This window comes from Micromonospora tarapacensis (assembly GCF_019697375.1).
GTDB lineage: Bacteria > Actinomycetota > Actinomycetes > Mycobacteriales > Micromonosporaceae > Micromonospora > Micromonospora tarapacensis.
This window is the reverse complement of the sequence record NZ_JAHCDI010000004.1, coordinates 251,054-272,061: the sequence shown is the minus strand read 5'-3', so window position 1 is coordinate 272,061 and position 21,008 is coordinate 251,054. Positions and strand designations below refer to the sequence as shown.

General features: G+C 71.0%; 16 protein-coding genes and 2 pseudogenes. 8 read left to right on the top strand and 10 right to left on the bottom strand.

Going from position 1 to position 21,008, the window contains the following annotated elements; translation table 11 throughout:
• Positions 1 to 13 precede the first annotated feature (13 nt).
• From KIF24_RS07265 to KIF24_RS07230, 8 genes and pseudogenes are all read right to left on the bottom strand, one after another.
• Positions 14 to 2,113: a DEAD/DEAH box helicase gene (locus KIF24_RS07265; RefSeq protein WP_221083381.1), complete on the bottom strand. Its 2,100-nt coding sequence runs from the start codon at positions 2,111 to 2,113 to the stop codon at positions 14 to 16.
• Between the two features lies 1 nt (position 2,114).
• Positions 2,115 to 3,419 (bottom strand): BREX system ATP-binding protein BrxD, encoded by a 1,305-nt coding sequence (gene brxD, locus KIF24_RS07260; RefSeq protein ID WP_221083380.1) that lies wholly within the window; start codon positions 3,417 to 3,419, stop codon positions 2,115 to 2,117.
• Positions 3,416 to 6,115: a BREX-2 system phosphatase PglZ gene (pglZ, locus tag KIF24_RS07255; protein ID WP_221083379.1), complete on the bottom strand. Its 2,700-nt coding sequence runs from the start codon at positions 6,113 to 6,115 to the stop codon at positions 3,416 to 3,418. Before pglZ ends, brxD begins: the two co-directional genes overlap by 4 nt.
• Positions 6,115 to 10,107 (bottom strand): phage resistance protein, encoded by a 3,993-nt coding sequence (locus KIF24_RS07250; RefSeq protein WP_230415349.1) that lies wholly within the window; start codon positions 10,105 to 10,107, stop codon positions 6,115 to 6,117. The genes pglZ and KIF24_RS07250 overlap by 1 nt, the downstream gene beginning before the upstream one ends.
• Positions 10,108 to 10,249: 142 nt before the next feature.
• A complete protein-coding gene (locus tag KIF24_RS07245) occupies positions 10,250 to 11,122 on the bottom strand; it encodes a type IV toxin-antitoxin system AbiEi family antitoxin domain-containing protein (RefSeq protein WP_331461026.1) in 873 nt (290 codons plus the stop codon).
• A gap of 243 nt (positions 11,123 to 11,365) precedes the next feature.
• A pseudogene (locus tag KIF24_RS07240) lies at positions 11,366 to 13,374 on the bottom strand (hypothetical protein).
• Positions 13,371 to 13,631, bottom strand: a complete 261-nt coding sequence (locus KIF24_RS07235; protein ID WP_221083378.1) for a hypothetical protein — start codon at positions 13,629 to 13,631, stop codon at positions 13,371 to 13,373. The pseudogene KIF24_RS07240 and the gene KIF24_RS07235 overlap by 4 nt, the downstream one beginning before the upstream one ends.
• 122 nt (positions 13,632 to 13,753) lie before the next feature.
• Positions 13,754 to 14,035: pseudogene (locus KIF24_RS07230) on the bottom strand (DivIVA domain-containing protein); the annotation flags it as partial.
• A 354-nt stretch (positions 14,036 to 14,389) separates the two neighbouring features.
• Between KIF24_RS07230 and KIF24_RS07225 the strand changes: the two are divergent.
• Both KIF24_RS07225 and KIF24_RS07220 read left to right on the top strand, forming a co-directional pair.
• Positions 14,390 to 15,268 (top strand): helix-turn-helix domain-containing protein, encoded by an 879-nt coding sequence (locus KIF24_RS07225; protein ID WP_221087223.1) that lies wholly within the window; start codon positions 14,390 to 14,392, stop codon positions 15,266 to 15,268.
• A complete protein-coding gene (locus KIF24_RS07220; protein ID WP_221083376.1) occupies positions 15,261 to 15,473 on the top strand; it encodes a DUF397 domain-containing protein in 213 nt (70 codons plus the stop codon). Before KIF24_RS07225 ends, KIF24_RS07220 begins: the two co-directional genes overlap by 8 nt.
• Positions 15,474 to 15,660: 187 nt before the next feature.
• Here KIF24_RS07220 and KIF24_RS07215 read toward each other — a convergent pair whose 3' ends face one another.
• Positions 15,661 to 16,080, bottom strand: a complete 420-nt coding sequence (locus tag KIF24_RS07215) for a hypothetical protein (RefSeq protein ID WP_221083375.1) — start codon at positions 16,078 to 16,080, stop codon at positions 15,661 to 15,663.
• A 10-nt stretch (positions 16,081 to 16,090) separates the two neighbouring features.
• Positions 16,091 to 16,531, bottom strand: coding sequence for a DUF7718 family protein (locus tag KIF24_RS07210; RefSeq protein ID WP_221083374.1), 441 nt, complete (start codon positions 16,529 to 16,531; stop codon positions 16,091 to 16,093).
• 261 nt (positions 16,532 to 16,792) lie between these two features.
• Here KIF24_RS07210 and KIF24_RS07205 point away from each other — a divergent pair, with 261 nt between their 5' ends.
• The 6 genes from KIF24_RS07205 (at position 16,793) to KIF24_RS34345 (ending at position 20,995) form a co-directional block, all read left to right on the top strand.
• The gene (locus KIF24_RS07205) at positions 16,793 to 17,053 is read left to right on the top strand and encodes a hypothetical protein (RefSeq protein ID WP_221083373.1); all 261 of its coding nucleotides are present in this window, start codon (positions 16,793 to 16,795) and stop codon (positions 17,051 to 17,053) included.
• Positions 17,054 to 17,069: 16 nt separating this feature from the next.
• Positions 17,070 to 17,705: a hypothetical protein gene (locus tag KIF24_RS07200; RefSeq protein ID WP_221083372.1), complete on the top strand. Its 636-nt coding sequence runs from the start codon at positions 17,070 to 17,072 to the stop codon at positions 17,703 to 17,705.
• On the top strand, positions 17,705 to 18,352 hold the full coding sequence (locus KIF24_RS07195) for a hypothetical protein (protein WP_221083371.1): 648 nt from the start codon (positions 17,705 to 17,707) through the stop codon (positions 18,350 to 18,352). The genes KIF24_RS07200 and KIF24_RS07195 overlap by 1 nt, the downstream gene beginning before the upstream one ends.
• Positions 18,353 to 18,469: 117 nt before the next feature.
• Positions 18,470 to 18,874 carry a hypothetical protein gene (locus KIF24_RS07190; protein WP_230415347.1) on the top strand — a complete coding sequence of 135 codons (405 nt, stop codon included), beginning with the start codon at positions 18,470 to 18,472 and terminating at the stop codon, positions 18,872 to 18,874.
• Positions 18,875 to 18,927: 53 nt separating this feature from the next.
• Complete coding sequence (locus tag KIF24_RS07185; RefSeq protein ID WP_221083369.1) at positions 18,928 to 19,644, top strand: hypothetical protein; 717 nt, start codon at positions 18,928 to 18,930, stop codon at positions 19,642 to 19,644.
• 22 nt (positions 19,645 to 19,666) lie between these two features.
• Entirely contained in the window at positions 19,667 to 20,995 is a 1,329-nt protein-coding gene (locus tag KIF24_RS34345; RefSeq protein WP_221083368.1) for a helicase-associated domain-containing protein, read from the top strand.
• Positions 20,996 to 21,008 lie beyond the last annotated feature (13 nt).

Below are 21,008 nucleotides of genomic sequence, written 5' to 3'. Positions count from 1 at the left end.
GTTGGCCGGACCGTCAGGTCACGACGAACCGGACCGGTTCGCCCAGCACGGTGGCTGCCGCCGCCAGATCGGCGAGGCGGGCGGAGAGGGTCGCCGCGGCGAGCCGCTTCGGCAGCGCGACGCTGAACTTCAGGCCGTCGAGCGCCTTCTCGTCGACCTCGGGCAGGCAGAGCCGCTGGCCGGCGTCGGCGGTCAGCGCCCGCCACGCGGACGGCGTCAGGTTCTCCCGCAGCCGGATGCTGTGGTCGTCGAACCGGGCCACCGGGTCGACGACCTCACCGAGGGTCGCGGCCAGCGTCGCGTTCGCCCGTACGCCGGCCCAGGTCCACCAACGCAGGTCCCCACCGTCCTCCCGAAGCACCACGGTGCCGCCGGGATGCACCAGGTGCGCTCTCTCCTCCCGCTCCCGGGCGAGCCGCTCGACCGCGCGACGGGTGAGCCGCACCGGCGGATCCACACCGAGCAGGGCCTCACGCACCGCACGGGTCAACGCAAAGCCCTGGTATGCCCAACCGGTGCCGGACCAGCGGGCACGGCCGCCGCCGTCGGCAGGCTCGACGAAGCAACGCCGCCGCCGCCAGTCGATGTAGGTGACCCGCCAGCTGCGGCCGGTCAGCAGCAGCCGACGTTCGCCCCGGACCTCCTCGGTGAGCAGGCTGGGGTCGATCCGCCCCAACTCGGTGCGCCCGAGCAGGACGGTGAACTCCGGCGGCCCGGTGAAGACCGCCGTCATGTCCATGAAGTGCCGCCGGCCGAAGCGCGCCTCGGCGGCCGGGCCGATGAAGAGCATTCCCGCGTCCCGGTCGAGGTAACCGTGCTCGACGAGGTGACGGACGATGGGCCGGGCGGCTTCCCCGAACGGAGACAGCCCGTTCCATGCGTCCACCCACAGCTGGTCACCCACCCGGTGTTCCTGTAGGCACAGGGCGAGCAGTTGCTGGGCGACGATGTGCCGGGGCTCCGGCGGGGCGACGACCGGCTCGACCCAGCCGCGTGACCAGAGCAGCAGCAGCGCGGCCGCCTCGGTCAGTGCCGCACCGTCGAGGGTCAGGAACAGGCAGTTGCGACTGCTGCCGGCCCGGCGACCCGTGCGGCCGAGCCGCTGGAGGAACGACGCGACGGTGGCTGGCGCGTCGATCTGGATCACCCGGTCCAGGTCACCGACGTCGATGCCGAGTTCCAGCGTGCTGGTGGAGACGATGACGCAGTCCCGCGCCTCGCTGAACGCCTGCTCGGCGCGACGCCGCTCGTCGACGGAGAGCGAGGCATGCGACAGGAACGTGGTCACCCCCTTCGCCCGCAGCAGTTGGCCGAGTTCCTCGACGGCCTGCCGGGATTCGCAGAAGACCAGCCGCTTCTCCCCCCGGTGCAGGCCGGCGATCACCGTCGCGGCGTTGACCAGCGAGCCGACATGGTCCAGCTCGATGTCGCCGGGTGGCGGGCGGTCGAGCACTGTGGCCAGCTCCGGAGCGACGACCTCCGCCGGCCGGTCGCCCGCTCCCGCGCCCTGGAGCCAGGTGAGCAACTGGCCCGGATTGCCCACGGTGGCGGAGAGCCCGACCCGTTGCAGGGGGCGCCCGGCCACCCGGGTCAGCCGTTCCAGCACGGCCAGCAGATGCCAGCCGCGGTCGTCCCCGGCGAAGGCGTGCACCTCGTCCACCACCACGGCGCGCAGTCCGGCGAAGAAGGTCCCGTGGTCGACCTTCGTGCCGACCAGCATGGATTCCAGCGATTCGGGCGTGGTGAGCAGGATGTCGGGTCGTTCGTGAAGCACCGCCCGGCGTCGGGACGCAGTGACGTCGCCGTGCCAGACGGCGGCCCGCCGTCCGAGCCATCCGGCGTACTGCTCGACGCGGGGTTGCAGGTTGTTGAGCAGCGCCTTGAGTGGTGCCAGGTAGAGCACCGAGGTGCCGGCCCACCGCTGCTCCGCCATCCGGGTCAGCAGCGGAAACAGCACGGCCTCCGTCTTTCCGCCCGCGGTGGGCGCCAGCAGCAGCACGTCCGCGCCGCCGCGCACCGGCCCGATCGCGGCGCGCTGCATCGGCCGCAGGTCCCGCCAGCCGAGGGTGTTGACCAGGTGGTGCACCACGACCGGATCGAGGTCGAGCGGCATCTCAGATCGGCAGTTCGAGGTCGTCGGCGGACGCGGCGGCGTTACGTTCCACGTCGGTCAGTTCGTCGACCCGCAGGGTCAGCTGGTAGTGCCGGCGCGGATTCCAGTCGGCGAACTGGTCGACCCGGTCGAAGACGTCCGCGACCAGTTTCTTCAGGTAGATCCGGGGTGCCACGCCGACCTGGCCACCCAGCGCACCGGTGACGGCCACCGCCAGCAGAGCCAGGTATTCGTCGTCGACCCGGGAATCGACCTCCGGGCTGGCGTAGATCGCGCGTACCCGTTGGCCCAGGTCGACGAGCGCGTCGGTGGTGAAGCCCGGCAGTCGCAGCTGGGTGGCGCGCGGGTTGTCCCAGCGCGGCTCCGGGCCGAAGTCGGTGGCGAGTCGCTGGGCGAGCGGCGCGAGCCGCTGCACTCCCTGCGGGCCGTCATAGAACGCGGGCGTGCCGGTGATCAGCACGAGCAGGCCCGGAAAGCGGTCGGCGTGGACCTCGTCGATGAGTTGACGCAGTGAGTTGAGGGCCTTGTCGCGGGCATCGGAGCGTACCCGTTGCAGGGTCTCGACCTCGTCGAGCACCAGCAGCAGCCCCGGGTGCCCGCTGTCTCGCAGCACGGTCAGCAACCCGCGCAGGAAGCTCAACGCGCCGTAGTGGTCGAGGTCGCCCTTGACGCCGGCCGCCCGACGCGCCGCCGCGGCGACGTGTGGCTGGCCGCCCAGCCAGGCCGCGAGGCCGTCCGCGGTGGCGTGGTCGGCACCCGCGCCGGCGGCCCGGTAGCCGCGCAGCGCAGCCGCGAAACCGGGGGTGTTCCGGGAGATGTCCCCCAACCGGCGCTCCAACAGGTCGTTCACCGCCCGGTCGAGGGCGTCCGCGTCGTCCTCGGCGACAGCGCCGCCGGCCAGCACGTCCTCCTCCAGGGCGAAGATCCAACCGTCGAGGACGGGGCGGAAGGCGCTGGGCGCGAACTGCTCGGTGCTGAGGTGCTCGACCAGGCGGCGGTAGACCGTCTCCATCCGGTGCAGCGGGGTTTCCAGCTCCGAGATCTGCACCTCGGCGGCGGCGAAGCCGCGTCGCTTGGCTCGCTCGGCCAGCCAGCGGGTGAAGAAGGTCTTGCCGGCGCCGTACTCGCCACGTACCGCCTTGAAGACGCTGCCACCGCCGGCGACCCGGTCGAGGTCGTCGTCGAGTGCGGCGGCGAACCGGTCCAACCCGACGGCGAGCGCGTCCAGACCGCTGCTCGGCACCACGCCACGGCGCAGGGCGTCGATGATGTCCCGACGGCGGCGGGCGGAGATCTCCGCGGTCACTGCGGCCCCAGCTCGAACTGCTCGATCAACAAGGTGCGGTTGAGGTGCACCGTCCGCCCGTCCGGATCGACGTTGAGCACGGGATAGCCCTCGACCTGGAGCAGTCGGCGCAGCGCCGTGAGCGTGCCGGTGATGCGGTGCGCGGGGATCCGGGCCCGCGCGGCGAGGGTGTCGAGGGTCGCCCGGTCACCGTTGGCGAGCAGGGTACGCAGCAGCGCGGCGACCCGTTCGTCGGCGAGCGGCAGCCGGGGGTCACGCCGTTGGGCGTACCGGTCGCTGGCCAACAGCGCGGTCACCAGGTCGGCCGCCGGACCGGGCACCGGGGCGGCGGCAGGCGGGGCGGCGGCCATCAGATCGAAAAGCCCTTCGGGCTGGTGCTCGACCGGGCGGCGGAGACGGCGGCGGGCTGGCGGGGCCGGCTCGGCCGGTGGATCGGACGTCTCGGGCAGCGGCTCGCGCCACCAGTCCGGGCTGGCCACCGGAGCACCGCCCCAACCTGGCACGGTGAGATCGTCACCGGGGGCCAGCACGAGCAGCGGGATCACCGCCTCGGCCGCGGCGGCACCGCCGTGGTAGCCGGCCTTGCGCGGCCCGTACCGCACCTCCTCACGCCAGGGCACGACGATCTCGCCACCTGCGAGCGCCACCCGGCTGCCGGCCAGCCTGACCTCGCCGTCTCCGGCTGGCACGGTGGCCGGCCGCCACCGGTTCTCGCTGCTGGGGCTGGGCAGGACGACCGCCTCCGGCCCGCGGTCGACGACATGGCCGTGATCGGAGACCACCACCACCACCACCCGGTCGGTCACCGACGCCAGCAGGTCGTCGACGGCGGTGAGGGTGTCCGTCCCCCAGACGGTGGTGCCCGGATCGCTGCGATCGAGCGCGTCGTCGATGGTGTTGACCACGGCGGCCACCACCGGGACCGAGGGGTCGTCGACGGCCGCCCGCACCTCCACGTCGAGCGCCATCCCGGCACCGGCACGCAGTGACGCCTTGTGCAGCAGCAGCCCGGTGGGGAACCGCTGCCGGAATGCCGTCCGCTCCGCCTGCTGACCGCCGGTGGTGATCCGTCCGCTCAGCAGGCTGCACCGGCTGACCTCGGTCACGGTGGGCAGTGCCGCCAGGATGCCCGTGCGGTTTCCACCGCCGGGGGTGAGTTCCACCCACGCACCTCGACGGGTGACCGACTCGGCCACCTCGGTCGCCGCCGCGACACCCATCCCGTCGAGCACCAGCAGCAGCACCCGCCGCCGCTGGTCGAGGATCGGCTGGACCACCCGGTCGAGGACGTCCTCCACGCGCAGCAGGGCACCGGGTTCGCTCTCCGCACCGGTGGTGGCGGCGAGCAGGTCGGCAAACTGCTGGTCGTGCCGGGATCGGCGGCCGTCCACCGCCTGGTGCAGCAGCCGGTACGCCGCACCGACCTGCGGGTCGGGGTCGCCGGCGAAGATGTCGAGCCGGGCGCGGTCGACCCACCCGTCCTGCCGGACCTGCCGGTGCAGCGCGTCGAGCAGGGTGGCCGGTGCGCCGGTCTCGGGGATGCTGAGCCAGCGCAGCAGGCGCAGTGCCATCCTGGCCGCTTCTTGCCGGCGCGGCTCATGTGCCCGGTGTGCTTCCACGGTCGCGAGCGCCGCCTGCGCCCGGTTCACAGCGGCCGGCAGCGCGGGGCCGCCGGCCGGCAGGGCGAGGCGCACGGCGTCGGCGAAGGCCCGCAGCCGCTGGACGAAACCGCTGGGCAGGACGGTCGACGCGCCGAGCAGCTCGGTGATGCCGATCTCCGCGGCGATCGCCTCGGCTCGGCGCAGCATCCGCATCGCCTCGGCGCGACCGTCGACGCCGGTGTCAACCGTCCGGTAGACCCATGCCTCTGCGGCCTGGTGCAACGCCTCGGCCTGGTCAGCGGTCAACGACAGCCCGCCGAACTTCGGCTCCAGCCGGGTCCGGCCGACCGCCGCGGCGACCTCGCTGCTACCCGTACCGGACCAGAGCAGCCCGACCAGCAGTCCCACCGGGATGACGTCGACCCCGTGCCCGGCCCGCACCGCGGCCATGATGCCGGCGGCGGCCCGGCCGGCGATGCCGGTCAGGTACGCGGTGATGCCCTCCGCCACGGCTTCCGACGCGCCGATGAACCGCTGTTGCCTGTCGGCCACGGTGGTCCACTGCACCAGGCCACTGTCGTCCAGTTCACCGGCCGGCAGGCCGAGTAGTTCGGCGGTGAGGCTGCGCAGCGCGTGGTCGCGGGTGAGGATCGTGCCGGATGGCGCCGGCCACCCCCCGGGCGGGGCGTGGTCGCTGAGCGCGTCCGCGACCCACCGTCCGGTCCGGACCAGGGTCGGGTCCAGGCCGGCCACCCCGCGGAACAACTGCCGGACCAGCTCCCAGCGGTCGATCTTGCGGATGGTCTGCTTGCTGAGGTGGGCGAGCAGTCCGTCGCCCAGGTCGCTCTCGCCCAACTCGGTGAGCAGGACCAGCCGTTCACCGGCGACCCGGTCGTGCAGGGCGGCGCGGGCGGCCAGGGGTGTCGGGCAGGGCACCACCCGGATCCGGGCTTCGCCCACGCTGAGCACCGGATCGGCGGGCCACTCCGGGCGGGCGGCCAGCGCGATGGCGTACGCCGGGTCGTTCTCGCCCAGCCACGCCTCGACCTTGCGCCGGACCGCATCGGGCGTCGCGGCGCTCACCGGGTGTCTCATCACGGCACCACACCCACCGCGACCGCCCCAGCCGCTGCGCGCGGACTCGCCGTCACCGGGTCTCCCAGCTGATGGTGACCCGCCGGCCGGCGGCGACCGCCGCCTCGATCTCGGCGGCGACCTCCTTCCAGGTGGCCACGTCCGTGACCTCGTGCCGCCGCCCGACGCCGACTCCGGTGCCGGTGCCGACTCCGGTGCCGGTGCCGCCGGCCCGGGGGTCCGGCACCCTCCGGCGACATCGCGGTTCCAGCCGCCTCGACGAGGCTGCCGCCCTCGACCGGACGGTCCTCACCGGGCCGCCGGTGACCGGGCAGCGCGATGCCGCTGCCCGCCACCGCGGCACTGCCGCCGGCCACGACCTCGCCGCCCGTCGCCGGCCCGCCGTCGTTCGGCCGTTGCCGCGGCGAATCCGTGCCGGCCACGCCGGGCTGGGCCGGGGCAGTGCCGACCACGCCGGGCTGGGCCGGGGCAGTGCCGACCACGCCGGGCTGGGCCGGGGCAGTGCCGGCGAGCAGCGCGGTGGACCGGCGGACCGCTGTCCGGATGGCGTCGAGAAGGTCCTGTCCGTGCTGCTCGTGCTGGACGACGCCACGCAGCTCACCGATGATCTGACGCGCCTGCTCGTCGTGGGCGGCGCGGGCCGAGACGGCGCTGAGCAGCGGCCACTGGTTGTCCTGCTGGAGCGCCCGGCTGAGCCCACCGGCCCGGCTGAGCACCTCGCTGACAGCCTCGTCGTCGATGTCGCCGAAGTCGACGGCGGCGACGGATTCGACGAGCACGACGTCGTCCCGCTCACCCGCGATGTCGGCGACGAATCGGGCCGCCCGTCGGGCGGTCGCGAGCCGTCCGACCGGCGCTGCGGCGTCCAGCCCCAGCAGCTCGGCGTGCGCGGTCAGCGCGTCCACCAGGTCGGCGGCGGCCGGATGGCGCTGCGCCGCCGCCTCGCGCAGCGTGCCGGCGAGGGTGCCCAGATTGGCCGGGGTACGCCAGCCGGGCAGCACCCTGCCGAAGAGCCTGGCGCCCCGGTGCACCGCGTCCGACCATGCCTGTTCGTCGGGCATCGGCGGATGCCGTAACTCCAGGTCGTCCCGCACGGCGAGCACGCTGCCCACGTCGATCTTGCCGCTGTGCTGATACCAGGCGAGTTGCTGCTCCAGCCCGAACACGAGGATGATCAGGTTCTGGAGTTCCCGGTCGAAACCGAACGGTGCCGGCACGTCGACGAGCCGGCGCAGCAGGTCCACCGGGAAGTGGTCGGTGTAGCCCTGGTCGGCGGCGGCCTGGAGCAGATGGCGGCTCCACCGGCAGGTGGAGGTGGTGAGCACGTACCGGCCGTCGACCAGCTCGCCGAGGCCGAGGTTGTTGCAGACGCGACGCAGGGTGCGCTGGTCGGCCGGGTTGGCCACGCTGACGCCCCGGGCCGGGTCGGCGGCGGCGCGGGTGGCGTACTCCAGGATCTTGGCCAGCTCTGCACGGCTGACCGGCTTCTCCTCGTCGGGCATGGCCGGGCGGCCCGGGTAGGACCAGCCGAGGAGTTCACCGGTGAGGTGGTGGAACGCCTCCGCGAGGGTGCCGCCGCGCGGGTCGCCGAGGTGCAGGCCCTCGGCGAGGGTGTGGAACACCCCGACGCTGTCGTCCCGCACGTCCGAGCCGCGCGAGGTGGCCGACCCGTACGCCTGCATCAGCGCGCCGAGCAGGGTGCTGCGTAGCTGCGACTGCCGTTGCTGGAGGTAGACGCGGCCCTGCTGCCGGTCGGCGAGGGACCAGTCGGCGGCAAGCGAGTTGAGGCGGTCGCCGGTGCCGTTGCCGAGCAAATAATTGATCTTCGCGAGCTGCCCGACCTTCGCCATCATCTCGTCGGTCAGGAAGAACGGCAGCCAGAAGACCGTTCGGGAACCGCGTTCCAGGCTCTCGATCCGGGCCCGGTCGGCGGTGCGCTCGTAGCCCTGGAGGTCGAACGGATAGTCGACGACCACCCGCCAGGCTTCCCCGGTGGCGAGCAGCGCCGAGACCGGCATGGTGTCGGGGTCGCGTACGTTGCCGAACTTGACCTGGACGGTGTGCCGCCGGCCGCGCCAGTCACGCGGGTGCAGCAGCTCACCGAGCTGGCCGTCGGCGCCGGTGATGCCCATCTCGGCGGTGACCATCTCGCGGATGAGCTGCTGCCGTACCCCGGTGGTGGTGGTTTCCTCGTCGGGCACCAGGTCGAGCAACCTGTCGTAGTCGACGGCGTGCAGCTTGAGCGAGACGACCGGGTCGGGCGCCTTGGTGAGGTGCAGTTCCCCGGCGCTGTCGGCCACCCGGTTGAGCCGGTTGAGCACGATCTGCCGCTCGTAGCCGGGGATCGGCGAGGTGATCGAGCCGAAGTTGAGCGCGTGCAGCTTGGCGGCGGTGAGGTTGTGCAGGGCCGGCACCTCGGGCACCAGCGCGCCGAGCAGCACCGTCTTGATCAGCTTGTCGTCGAGCTGGAACTGCTGGTGCCCGGCCGCCTGCTCCTCGGTGATGTTGTTGAGGTTGAGCAGGATCGGGCGCAGCTTCTGCGTGTACAGCACCCGGGCGGACTGGAACAGCTGCTTGAGCTTGAGCCGGTCGGGCAACTCGCCGTGCAGCACCAGCGGGTCGAAGAGGGCGGCCACGCCGATCAGGTCGTTGACCTTCAGGGTGTCCCGGCGGGCCACCAGCAGCTCGGTCATCACCTTGAGCGCGGTCCGCTCCCGCTGCAACGCCTGTGACAGCGCCACCAGCGTGGCGACCAGGGCCGGCGAGAACGGGTACAGCTTGCGGAAGGCGGCGGCGTCGGAGCCGATGCCGGCGTCGCCGTACTGTGCGCCGAGCAGCAGGGTGTCCCACACCTCCCGGTTGCCCCTGACCGCGGCGAAGGCGTTGTCGAGCACCGCCCTCCCCTCGTCGGTGAGCGGCTTGAGCAGCCGCTTCTCGGTGATCTCGGGCAGGTTGGTGTCGGCGAGGGCGATCTCGCCGAAGCGGCCCTGCACGCTGCGCATGACGTGGGCGAGGGCCTCCCGCTCGGTGCCGCCGACCTGCGGGCCGAGGAAGTCCTCCAGGTTGCGCTGCCGGGCGACGAGGGAGATCAGCGGCAGCGGCCGGGTGGCGTCGGCGGACTCCACGAGCTTGTTGAGCTTGGCGCCCTCGGTGTTGACGAAGACGTGGTCGCTGAGCTTGGTGGAGAGCCAGAGGATCAGCTCGTCGAGAAAGAGCACCAGGGCGTCATAGCCGAGGGCCTTGGCATGCCGGGTGATCACCGCGAGGCCGGTGTCCAGGTCGAGGTATTCCCCGCTGCGTACCGCCCCGGTGAAGAACGTGCTGGTCAGGGCGCTGACCAGCAGGTCCCGCTGCTCGGTGCCGGGGGCTTCGGCGGCAGCGGCGGCGTAACGCTCCGCCGTCCAGCCGGCCGCCCTGGTGACGTGTGCGGCCAGCCCGGCGCCGCTGGCCACCGGCGCGCTGCCGCCGTCGTGCAGCGCGGCGAAGAACGCCTCGTCGCCCATCCGCCCGCGCAGCCGGGCCGCGTCGTCCAGCAGCGCGTCCGACCGGTGTACGGCGGGCACCGGCGCCTCGGGATGCAGGGCGGTGATCTGGTTGAGGTAACCCTCCAGGACGGCCTGCTCGACGGAGCGCGCGTCGAGCATGTGGAAGGTGAGGGTGAGCAGCTTGCGGTCGCGTAGCCACGGGTCGGCGGCGAGCACCGGCTCGGCCAGCCCCCGGATCTGCCGCGCGTCCGGGTTGTGCTGGAGGATCTCCCGCAGCACCGCCATGAAGTGCGACTTGCCGGAGCCGAACGAGCCGTGCAGGAACATCGCCTGGGAACGCCCGGTGGTGACGGCGTGCCCGATCCGCCGCAGCGCCTCGGCGAAGTTCTCCCGCAGTTGCTCGGTGACCACGTACCGCCGCAGGTCGGCACCCTCCGCCGCCCGGACGACAAAATCGCCGTCCCCAACCGAGGTCGGAATCTCGATCACGTCCCGCAGCAGACCCATCACCCCTCCTCACCCTCCTCACCCCGCCGCCCCCACCACCCCGCCGATCCTAGGCCGTCCCCCACCCCCTGCCGTCGATCATGGAGTTGTGGCGCTTGACAAAAGGCGTGTAGCCGACAAACTGGGCGCCATAACTCCATGATCAACGCCGCTCGGGGCGGCGGGAGGAGAGGGCTTGGCGGGTTTGGTCGACCACGTACCGGGGGCGGTGGTATAGGTCGCGGGCGGTGAAGTGGCGCATGGTCCAGCCTTGGGCGGAGAGCCAGTTCATCCTTGCTCGGTCCGTGCGGAGGCGCTCCCTGGTCAGGTGGGACCTGCCGTCGTACTCGATGCCGACCTTGCTCTCCTGGTAGCCCAGGTCGAGCCGGACGACCGCATTTCCCCACTCGTCGTGAACCCAGATCTGTGGCTCGGGCGGGGGCAGACCACCGTCGACGAGGACCAGACGCAGTTGGCTTTCCTGGCGGCACTCCGACCGGGCATCCGCCAGTCGCACCAACTGGCGGGCCTGGCACACCCCACGTAGCCCGGCGTGTCGCGCCGTCTCGCGGCGCAGGTCGGCCGGCTGACACGCACCGCATCGCAGGGCCAGGTCGAGCAGCGGAAGGGCATCCATCCGGGGCAGGGTGCGGGCCAGGTCGACGGCGCACCGCGCGGCCGAGGCAACCGGCACATCGGCGAGCAGCACCTGGTCGCGCACCGGCAGCACCGACTCATGGGCGATCAAGCCACTGATCTTCGGTACGACCGAGCTGGCCGGAACGATGACGTGCAGCGAAGCCTGCGGCACGTCACCGAACCCGTGCAGCCGGGCTCCGGTGTGAAACCCGAACACCGCCTCGGGCGGCAGCCGCAGGAGCGTCGCCCGCAGATCCTCGCCGAAATCAGGCGCCGCGGCTGCATAGATCCCACGGCCCACCCGCCGGAGCCGACCGACCTCGACCGCATGACGAACGGCACCGCGCGAACTGCCGGCACGCAGAAGTTCGGGGTAGCGAAACAGTTTTTCGGCCACGCTCCCCGATGCTGCCGCCCTCCACCCCCACCCCCACCCGCAAGCCCTCCCCTGTGGACAACCAATCCCCCTGTGCAAAACCCCCGATCAAGCTCCTACCTGCTACCCACCCCCACCCCACCCCACCCCCACCCCACCCCGGCCGATCATGGAGCCGTGGCCGTTCACGAAAGCCGCACAAGCGACTTATCCCATGCCACAACTCCATGATCGACGCCGCTCGGCGGGCGCGCGGCGGCCGGGTTACAGGCGCAGGGCGGACACGGCGTCGTCGAGGGTGGCGGCCCGGGCGAGCGGCTGGACGAGGCTGCCCTCGGCCAGCCAGAGCCCGCAGCCCGTCCGGTCGAACGAGGCCACCACCGGCTGGCCGGCGTAGTGCCGACCGACGCGGCGCAGCAGGACGGTCGGGTCCACCATCGGCGGCGACGGTGCCGCCTGCGGTGCGGGTATCGGCCGCTCCGGGTCGCGGGGCACGGCGGCGAGCAGGTGACTGTCGAGGTACTCGACGCAACGGGCCACGGCCAGCTCGACGCTGGCGCAGAAGGGGAACTCCACCGCCACCTCGGCGTCGGGCGCCAGCAGCCGCAGGTCCCACCGCTCACCCTGGATCTTCGTCGGGTCGCCCGCGTCGAGCCGGTGGTCGCAGTAGGTCAGCACGGCGGTCAGGTCGAGCGCGTGGGCGAGCCGCAGCAGGTCGGTCAGCGGCGGCGCGTCCGGCGCGGCGGCCAGCACGAACAGCCGCGCCCCGGGCAGCCCGCCGCCGATCCGCTCGACGTGCCGGCGGGCCGGCTCGACGGCGGGGTCGAAGACGGTCACCGTGCCGTCGAGCAGGTCCTGGTCGACCGGCCGCTCCTCGTCGAGAAGGGTCAGGTCGGCCGGGCGTACCCCGAAGGAGCTGGCCCGCCGGGCCAGCCGCCAGTGCACGCCCAACTGGTGCACCGGCGTGCCGTTGGGCTGGTGCCCGACGACCGGCGCGGGCTCCCCGCGACGGGCCGCCAGGTTTCGTGGCTCACCTGGCGCAGGTCGGTCACCGTCACCGCGAGCGCCGCCGGAAGCCGGTGGCTGCCCTTGCAGGTCGCGCACCGCATGGCCGACGGGGCGAAGCCGGCACCGGAGCAGTCCGGGCAGTGCGGGTCGGCCTCCCGAGCGCCGCGCCGACAGTCACAGCGGCACAGCCGGGTGCCGGGCCGGCAGTCCGGGCAGGGCCGGTGCCCGATCGGCTCGCCCCACCACGCCGGGTCGGGTGGTTCGGTAACGCGACGCACCGTCTCCCGCACGTACCGGGCGATCTGGCCGGTGTCCCGCTCGTGCAGCTCCTCGACGCGGCCGGCCGGGCAGAGCGGGGTGTGCCACCAGCGGCCGTCACGCCAGATCGCCTGCGCCCCGGGCGCGTCCCCGGCCAGGTCCGCGAGAACCTTCCGGGAGAGCCGGTCAAGGTCCACCGCCGGGGGTACGCCGGCAGCCGGCACCGCCCGCACCGTGTACGCGGGTGCGTGCCGCCCCCGCTCGTCGAGCAGCAGCATGGCGCTGGCCACCGTGGTGCCGGCGACCGCCGTCATCAGGTCGGCGGAGCCGCCCACCCGCTCGTCGCCCGGCACCGCCGAGCCGGGCAGCTCGTAGCGGATCTGCCAGCCGCGCAGGCGGCGGACCTCCACCACCAGATCGAGGTGCAGCAGGTCGGCCAGCCCACAGAACCGGGCCAGCTCGCGCCCCGGTTCGGGCGGTGGCGGCAGCTCGGTGCCACGTCCCACGTAGACCCGCCACGGGTCGAAGTCCTGCCTGACCAGGGCCGCCGCCTCCATCGCCCACCGCTGCCGCTCCGGCAGGTCGGGCCGCCACGACTTCGGAAACCAGCCCAGCGTGTCGTCCGGATCCCGCCGGCCCCACCGTGTGCGCAGTCCCCGCACCCCCACCGCCTCACTCAGCTCGGCGAGCACGGGCTGCGCCCGCCACACCCGTTCCGCGTCGACCGGCGGCACCACCCCGCCGGGCACCACCCGCCGCGACGCCGCCGCCCCGGTGTCCAGGTTGACCACGGTCACCACGAGCTGTGCCCGCCGCCGCCCACCTCGCCCGCACCGGTGACAGCCGTCGACCACGCTGCCGTCCCCACCACAGAGCCGGCACCCGGCGTACGCCTCGTCGCGGTACTCGCCTCCCTCCACCACGAGCCGGTCACCGCCGTCCGTGCAGGAGCACCGCCGCGCCACGAAGCCCAGCCCCGAGCACTCGGCACAGTCGACCACGCTCATCGGCGACCACCACCCAGCCGGCGGGCGCACGCGCCGTCGTGATCGGCCCGCAGCAGGCACCGCCCGCCGGTCGACAGCCGCAGGTCACAGAAAACCCGATGGCGTACGCCCTGCTGGTCCTCGGCCGACACGGTGGTGTCCCCCGGGTCGGCCTGCGGCAGCACCGACGCCCACCGGGCCACCACCCGCGCCAGCCGCTGCGCCCCAAGCAGGTCCGACGCGGCCCCCGGCAGATGCACGACCCACCGCCCGCTCACCGCTGCCGCCCCTGCCCCACCGGCCCCCGGCCCACTACGCGTCGATCATGGACTTGTGGCACCTCACAAAGTCGAGCATTTACTGACTTTTCTGGCACCACAACACCATGATCGGCAAGAGGTTGGGCCTGCCAGCGGCGCAGCGCGTTTCGGACCCGAGCCGCCTCTTGGTGGGACTCGGCCAGCTGTCGGTACGCGGCCTCCAGGTCGCCGGCCACCCGGTCGAGGAACTCGGCGACCTCAGCCGGGTGGTAGCCGCGCCGGCCCAGCCGGAACCGCCGCTCGCGCACCTGCCACGGCCGCAACGGGCGATAGCTGGTCGAGCGACAGCAGGTGCCGGTGGGGTGCCGCTCGTCACGCTGGTTGCCGTGCCGGCCGGCGCGCCGCCGGAATGGGATGCGCATGCAGGCCTCGCTCTCGTTCGCTTTGGCGATGTGGACGGCGGGTCCGTCGGCCCGCCGCGCACCGACGGACCCGCCCGGCACCTGCCACCGCAGCCCTCATCGGCAGTACGGCAACAGGGCAGACATGGCCGCTGAGCAGCGGTTCCACAGTGGCCGTGGAGAGAGTGAAGCACCGGCTCGATAGAAATGCAACGTCTAACAAACGACGACTGATCAGCTATGACTTTCCCCGGACACGCGCAGTGAAATGTCTATTGTTTTTGATACATCGTGGCTGTTTAATCACACAGAGGCACGTCGACAATGGCCACGACAGCGGAGGTGCGAGTGTCACAGGCGGTAACCGGAACGACGATGCTGCGACGCCAGATCGGCCGGAAGCTCGAAGCCCTCCGCAGAGCGGCCGGCCTCACCATGGAACAGGCCGCCGAGGATCTGGATCGAGCGCGAGCGACCCTGCACCGGATCGAAAGCGGCGCGGAGAACGTCCGCTTCCGGGCCGCCGACGTCAAGGAGATGCTGAACCTCTACGGCGCGTCCGCTGAGGATGCCGAGTTGCTGCTGGCGATGACCGCCGCGACCCGCGAGAACAAGAACTGGTGGCACGACTACATCGGCTCCGGCCTACCCCGCTGGTTCCAGCTCTACATCGGACTCGAAGCCGCGGCCACAAAGGTCCGCAAGTACCAACCCGAGTTGGTCCCAGGCTTGCTCCAGACACGCGCCTACGCCACGCAGGTCTTTCAGGTTCCGGGCGGCGCCATCGACGTCGAGGACAGCGAGGAGCAAGAGCAGGCCATCCAACTCCGGATCGAGCGACAAGCCCTGCTGACCCGATTCGCCGCGCCGCAACTGAGCGTGATCCTCAACGAAGCAGTGTTGCGCCGCCCAGTCGGCAACGCCACGATCATGCGTGAACAGCTGGACCAGATTTTGAAGGCCGCAGAACTACCGAACGTGACGGTGCAGGTGCTAGCTTTTTCGGCCGGCTTACACGCAGGGGCGATGTCCGGAGCCTTCTCCATCCTGGAGTTTCCTGAAGACAGCAGCGGCAAGGAGGTAGAGCCACCCGTGGCGTACCTGGAGTCAGCGACCGGCGCGATTTATCTCGACAAGCCCCACGAAACGGCCGCCTACAACACCACATGGGCCGACATGTCGAGCCGCGCTCTGAACGAGCCCGAATCCAAGAGCCTGATCCAGCAAGTCGCAGAGGAGTACTCCAGTGTCTGACCTGACCGGCGCTACCTGGCGTAAGTCCACCCGGAGCAACAACGGCGGCGATTGCGTGGAGGTCGCCGACGGCCTGATCGGCGTTGTCGGGCTACGAGACAGCAAGGATCCGAGCGGTCCGGTCCTCGCGTTCCACCCGGCGGCGTGGGCCGCCTTCGTCTCCGGTGTGAAGCAGGAGATGCCCGGCAGCCGACCTGGCCAGTAGCCGGCGCACGGCACGTGACCCTGGGGCGACCCATGGTCACCGGAGCTTGATTTCACACAGAAATATTTACGTCTGTGTGAAATCAAGCTCGGACAGGCACACGCCCCTGCGGCGCTCAGCGCGGCGATCTACACGGAGGCGACAGGCCCGCCCTCCTGCGAGGGCGAGCCTGTCGCGGCGCGTTCGGTCAGACCGCCGATGGCACGTGTGTGAAGACCACCGGACGCGTCCACTCATTGGGGATGTATTCGGCGCAGCGCCGGCCCGACGAGTAGAGCATGCCGATGCTGGTGCCAGGGCTGATCACGATCCCGCCTGGTGCCTTCGTGCGACTGCGGTGCCAGAGGCGGCTGCGCCGCGTGGCCGCGTGCGTAACCTCCAGGAACATCAGACCAAAGCCGAACGGCTCGCCACTGTGCGGGATGGCGATCAAGCAGGGCGAAGGCGTGTCGTTGTTGATGATCCTTGCAACGACGGCCGACACAGGCTCGTCGTCACCGGCAACGACGACGTGATGCTCCGAGGTCCAGCCGATGCGATGCAGATACTCCCGGAACCTTGGGTCACGCTGGCGACGCGCGAAGTCGAAGCCACTGGCCAGCGTCACGGGCTTTACCTCACTCCCTGTCACCACGCCACCTCCGTAGGTTGTCTTCCCATTCATTCTGCATGATCAACTCGACCTGCGTACACCACGAGTCGAGAACCTCGCTTGCGCCACCGGCTACCGGTATTACGTCAAGGACCACCACATGGTTGTCCCCCTGGCGGGTGAAGTCATGCCGGTGGATCGTCCCGTGGTGGCAGTCCACGCGCGCCACGTTCTCCCACTTGCCGTCAACCTTGATCGCCTGCCAGATGGCGAAGTAGACCATCCGGCTGGTACCACGCAGGTACGTCGTGCGCACCCCCATGCGAACGTTCGGCGCAAGGTCGATGACCGTCGGAAATTCTTCGCAGTCCTCGTCCGGCGGCGGCTCGTAACAGTCATCGCCGGCCGGACGGATCGTCATGTCGGCGAGCCGCCCCTTCTGCGGGCGTCCCTTACTCTTCGCCATCGATGGGGTTCCGATCATGCGTCAGCGGATGCGACCGGACGACTGGGATCGCAACAGACTTCCGAGTGCTTGCAACTCGTGACACCCCGACATATCTGATCGTTTCAATGCCCATCGAAGTGGCGCTGGCGCTGTAGCCACAGCTTGCCGCCAGCCGAGACTCGTCCTTGACAGATGAGTGACCGAGGGCTGACGCACAGCACATGATCCGGTACGGTCGCTACGATCACGCTCGATGTTTACGGGGGAGGAGTCGTCGCGGTGGCGTCGATTGAGGAGATCAAGGCCGGCATCAACCGGTTCGGGCAGCAAACGCAGCAGAGTGTTACCCAGCTCCGCGCGGTGCACGACTCGCTGGAGCAGAGCCTCGCGCTGCTACAGGCCGTCACCGCCGGCACAAGTCACCCTGCGGTCGGCCAGGCGATCAGCCAGATCGAGCAGGTCAAGGCCAAGCTCAACGAGGCTTCACAGCTCGCGATGGGCGCGGTCGACACGACCAAGCGATACGCCGCCGGCTTCTGACACCCAAGAGGTCCACATGCCACGCGTCATCGTCCCCGTTGGCCTGTCCATGGGCCCCCGCTACCGCTATGTCCGCCCGCCGGACCCGATCCCCGAGTGCTACGAGATTCACCTCGGCGACGACCTGATCGAGCTGACCGAGACCGAGGCGGCAGTCTGGGCAGCAGCCTTCATGGATGCCGAAAGACACGCCAAGCTCGAAGTCAACCGGGAGTCACTGATCCGGCTGTTGGAGACCGCTCCGAACCCGGAGCCCCAGGCCACCCGCCTGGTCGACAGCCTGATCGCCCGTGGCCTACTCGTGGAGTTCGACACCGACGGCGACCTCGAACCAGTCTTCCGCCGCCACAAACTCCTCCCCCTCGGAGAAGGGCTCGGCTCCACTCCCGAGGAGCCCCACCTCCACCGCATCGGCCACGCTGCCCAAACCAAGGTCGCCGTGCCGGTGGACGTCTACGGGCTCTGGTCGTTCTCATGGCGCGATCCCGATCTATGGCAGGCGTGCGTCCTTTACGCGGACGACTCCGAGAACGTTGCGGAGGGTGACGAGCCGTCAGGCACGGCGCCGGCCGAGGTCGCCCACGACATCGCCGCTCATCTGCCGCTGCTCATCGCCGTAAGCTGCGGTTACCTGGATCCAACCTCAGCCTGATGAGCTGGCGTAAGGACAATCGCCGTAGAAAGCAAGTCGAGCGGCCGTTCGCGCGGCGGTTGAAGTACGAAAGCGCCAAGGAGGCCCTCGGCAGGCTGGTCGAGTGGGGCGGGGCCGGCGTCGGGATGCTGGCCGGTCTCGCGGGCGCCAAGTACGGGATGCCGGTGTCCCCCGCCGTCGCCTCGACCGGCGGAGCGATCATCGGCGGCATGGTCGGCTCGCAGGGCAAGGCGATCGTGGTGGCTGGCATCGACCACCTTCGTGAGCGGCGCGACCAGAGGAGGGCTGCCACGGCAGCGGCTGCATCTCATCGAGAATGGCTCCGAAGAAGCGGCAGCAATGGCGTAGCCGGAAGCCTTTCCACGCCACGGCCGCGAGGAGGCTCGGCCAGCATCGCAGGGCAGGTGATCGGCGGCCTCGACAACGTGGTAGGGCAGCTCGACCGAGCCTCGCGGCAGCTCGCCGAGATTCACCGGACCATGTGGGCCAGCCAGAACGCCCTCAACGCGGTTCTGGCCGGCGGACGACCAGAGGTGGTTCGGGCCGTGGACGCCACGCTGTCCGAGGCCCGCGGCCTCGTGCACGACTCGTCCGGGATGCTCACCGGCTCCGCCAACATCGTCGGCGGCTATCGCGCCAGCATTTGACGCGCCACGGTCGGAGCGTGACTCATTGCACTTCGGCGTTCGTCACGAAGTGGCGGTCCGACTCGTCATGCAGGTGTGAGCATCAAGAGTAAACGTGCGATCGTCGGGCTTCTCGCTGTGACGGCTGCGGTCGTCGGCGTCTGGGCCGCTGCCTATCCTCAGTCGTTCTACACCGATTTTCCCTGGCCGGGGCGCAACTGGGTCTCCGCGCTCGGGCCGTACAACGAGCATTTGACCCACGACGTCGGTGCCCTCTACCTGGCGTTGCTCGTGCTCAGCGTGATGGCCTGGCGGCGACCGACGCCGTCCGCGCTGCGGATGGCCGGCGGCGCTTGGCTGATCTTCACCGCGGTGCACTTCCTCTGGCACTCACTGCACTTGCGGGTCTATCCACCAGCAGACCAGGTCGGCAACGTGATCGCGCTGGGTGGCAACCTGGCGCTGGCCATCCTGCTGGTGCTACCGGACCGCCCGGTCGTGGCACAACAGCGTGCCGCCGACTCGCCGGACCAGCCGTCCTGACGCCCAGCGTGGCGGCGTTGACGGTGGGGCGGGGCGACAGCAGGATGGCGCGGGTGGAATCGAAGGAGTTGAAGGAGCGGGCGCAGGCGCTGCGGGCCGCCGGTAAGACGCCCAAGCAGATCGCCCGCGACCTCGGGGTCACCCGTGCCGTGGTCACCCGGCTGGTGCGGGGCGTCGATGTCGTACGTCCGGGGCGGGTGCACCCGGCGGAGCTGCCGCTGCTGGGCTGCTGGATCAGCCGGCAGTGGAGCAACGGCCTGAGCGTGGCCGACCGACCGGCGGACTGGGTTGACGACGCCGAGTTGCCGCCGATGGCGATGGGCGCCGGCCTGGTCAGCGTCGCGGTCGCCCGTGCGGACGGCGATGCGGCGAGCACCTGCGGCTTCCTGGTCGACACCTATTGTCTCGGCGTCAAGAATGCGCTGCCACCGACCACCTCCGATCCCGACGAGGTGCCGCATTTTGTGGCCGAGTTCTTCGCCGCCTACGACACACCGCCGGTCGAGGCTCCCATCGACCTCGCCCGGCACCTGGTCTTCGGTGCTGTCGACTACGCACGCGGCCTCGGCTTCGACCCGCATCGTGACTTCTACAGCGCCGCACCGCTCCTCGGCACCTGGGAGCCGCCGAGCCGGATCACCTTCGGCCTGAACGGCACGCCCTACTTCCAGCAGGGTCCACACGACAACCCCGATCGGATCATGCGTACCCTCGACCGGACGGTCGGCCGTGACAACTACCACTTCACTGTCGTCCCAACTCTGTTCTGACGACAACTGGGGAGGAACGCTCGTGGCCGGGCAGGTGGCAGGGCTCGTACGCCGGACCGAGCGGTACGCGGCCGACGACGTGCACGCCGTGCTGCGGTTGTGTGATTCCGGGCGGCTGCGGTGCAGCGAGAAGACGCGGCGGCCAGCGGCGGCCACCGTGGTCGAGGTGGCGAAGACCTTGTCCTCGGGTGACTTCTATCCGGACGAGCCGATCGCCGCGTTCGCCTGGCCGCTGCTGGTGCAGGCGGGCGGCCTCGCCGAGATCACCGGCGGGAAGCTGCAACTGACCGCGAAGGGCCGGGCCGCCCTCGGCAAGCCGGCCGCTGGAGTCGTGCAGACGCTGTGGCGGTCGTGGCTGACCAAGGGTCTGATCGACGAGTTCAGTCGGGTCGAGAACATCAAGGGGCAGCGCGCCGCCAATGTGCTGACCGCGCCGAAGGCACGGCGACAGAAGGTGTCCGAGGCACTCGCCGCCCAGCCTCTCGGCGAGTGGGTCGGCGTGGACGATCTCTTCGCGCAGATGAAGCAGACCGCCTGGTCGCCGCGGGTCGCGCGCAGCGAGCGGGCACTGTGGAAGCTGTACCTGGAGGATCCGCAGTACGGCAGCCTCGGCTATGCCGGATTCGGCGAATGGGAACTGCTGGAGGGCCGGTACACCCTGGCGGTGCTCTTCGAGTACGCCGCGACGCTGGGCCTGATCGACGTCGCCTACGACGAGCCGGGCGGCGCCCGCGACGACTACCACGAAAACTGGGGTGCCGACTCCTTCGACGCACTCAGCCGGTACGACGGGCTGCGGGCGATCCGCCTCAACGACCTCGGCGCCTACGTGCTCGGCGTACGCAAGTCGTACACTCCGCCTGAGCCAGAGGCGCCGGTGCGTACCGTGAAGGTTCTGCCCAACCTTGATGTCGTGGCCGTCGGCCGCCTTTCCCCGGCCGAGTCGCTCGTGCTGGAGAGCTACGCCCGTCGTACCGGTGACCACGTCTGGACCGTCAGCCGGGAGAGTCTGCTCGGCGCCGTCGATGCCGGGCGGCAGCCGGCCGACCTCGCCGGGTTTCTGCGGGCCCGGGCCGCGCAGCCTGACCTGCCCGGTTCGCTGCTGACGTTGTTGGATGAGATCACCGAGCGGGCCGGGCGGCTCACCGACCTGGGGCCGGTGCGCCTCATCACCTGTGCGGATCCGGCGCTGGCCATGCTGATCAGCCACGACCGGAAGCTACGGTCGCTGTGCCGGCTGATCGGTGACCAGCACCTGGCCGTACTCCTCGACCGGGAGCAGGATTTCCGGCGGGCGCTGACCAGCCTCGGCTATGCCCTGCCGGCGAACGTGTCCCGTCGGCCTGGGTAGCTCTCCGCAGTCA

Bases quoted from the DNA above. Each gene is read 5' to 3' on its own strand.
- KIF24_RS07225 (WP_221087223.1), top strand. From the start codon at position 14,390: ATGCTGCGACGCCAGATCGGCCGGAAGCTCGAAGCCCTCCGCAGAGCG.
- KIF24_RS07195 (WP_221083371.1), top strand. From the start codon at position 17,705: ATGAGCTGGCGTAAGGACAATCGCCGTAGAAAGCAAGTCGAGCGGCCG.
- KIF24_RS07200 (WP_221083372.1), top strand. From the start codon at position 17,070: ATGCCACGCGTCATCGTCCCCGTTGGCCTGTCCATGGGCCCCCGCTAC.
- KIF24_RS07210 (WP_221083374.1), bottom strand. From the start codon at position 16,531: ATGGCGAAGAGTAAGGGACGCCCGCAGAAGGGGCGGCTCGCCGACATG.
- pglZ (WP_221083379.1), bottom strand. From the start codon at position 6,115: ATGAGACACCCGGTGAGCGCCGCGACGCCCGATGCGGTCCGGCGCAAG.
- KIF24_RS07250 (WP_230415349.1), bottom strand. From the start codon at position 10,107: ATGGGTCTGCTGCGGGACGTGATCGAGATTCCGACCTCGGTTGGGGAC.
- KIF24_RS07265 (WP_221083381.1), bottom strand. From the start codon at position 2,113: ATGCCGCTCGACCTCGATCCGGTCGTGGTGCACCACCTGGTCAACACC.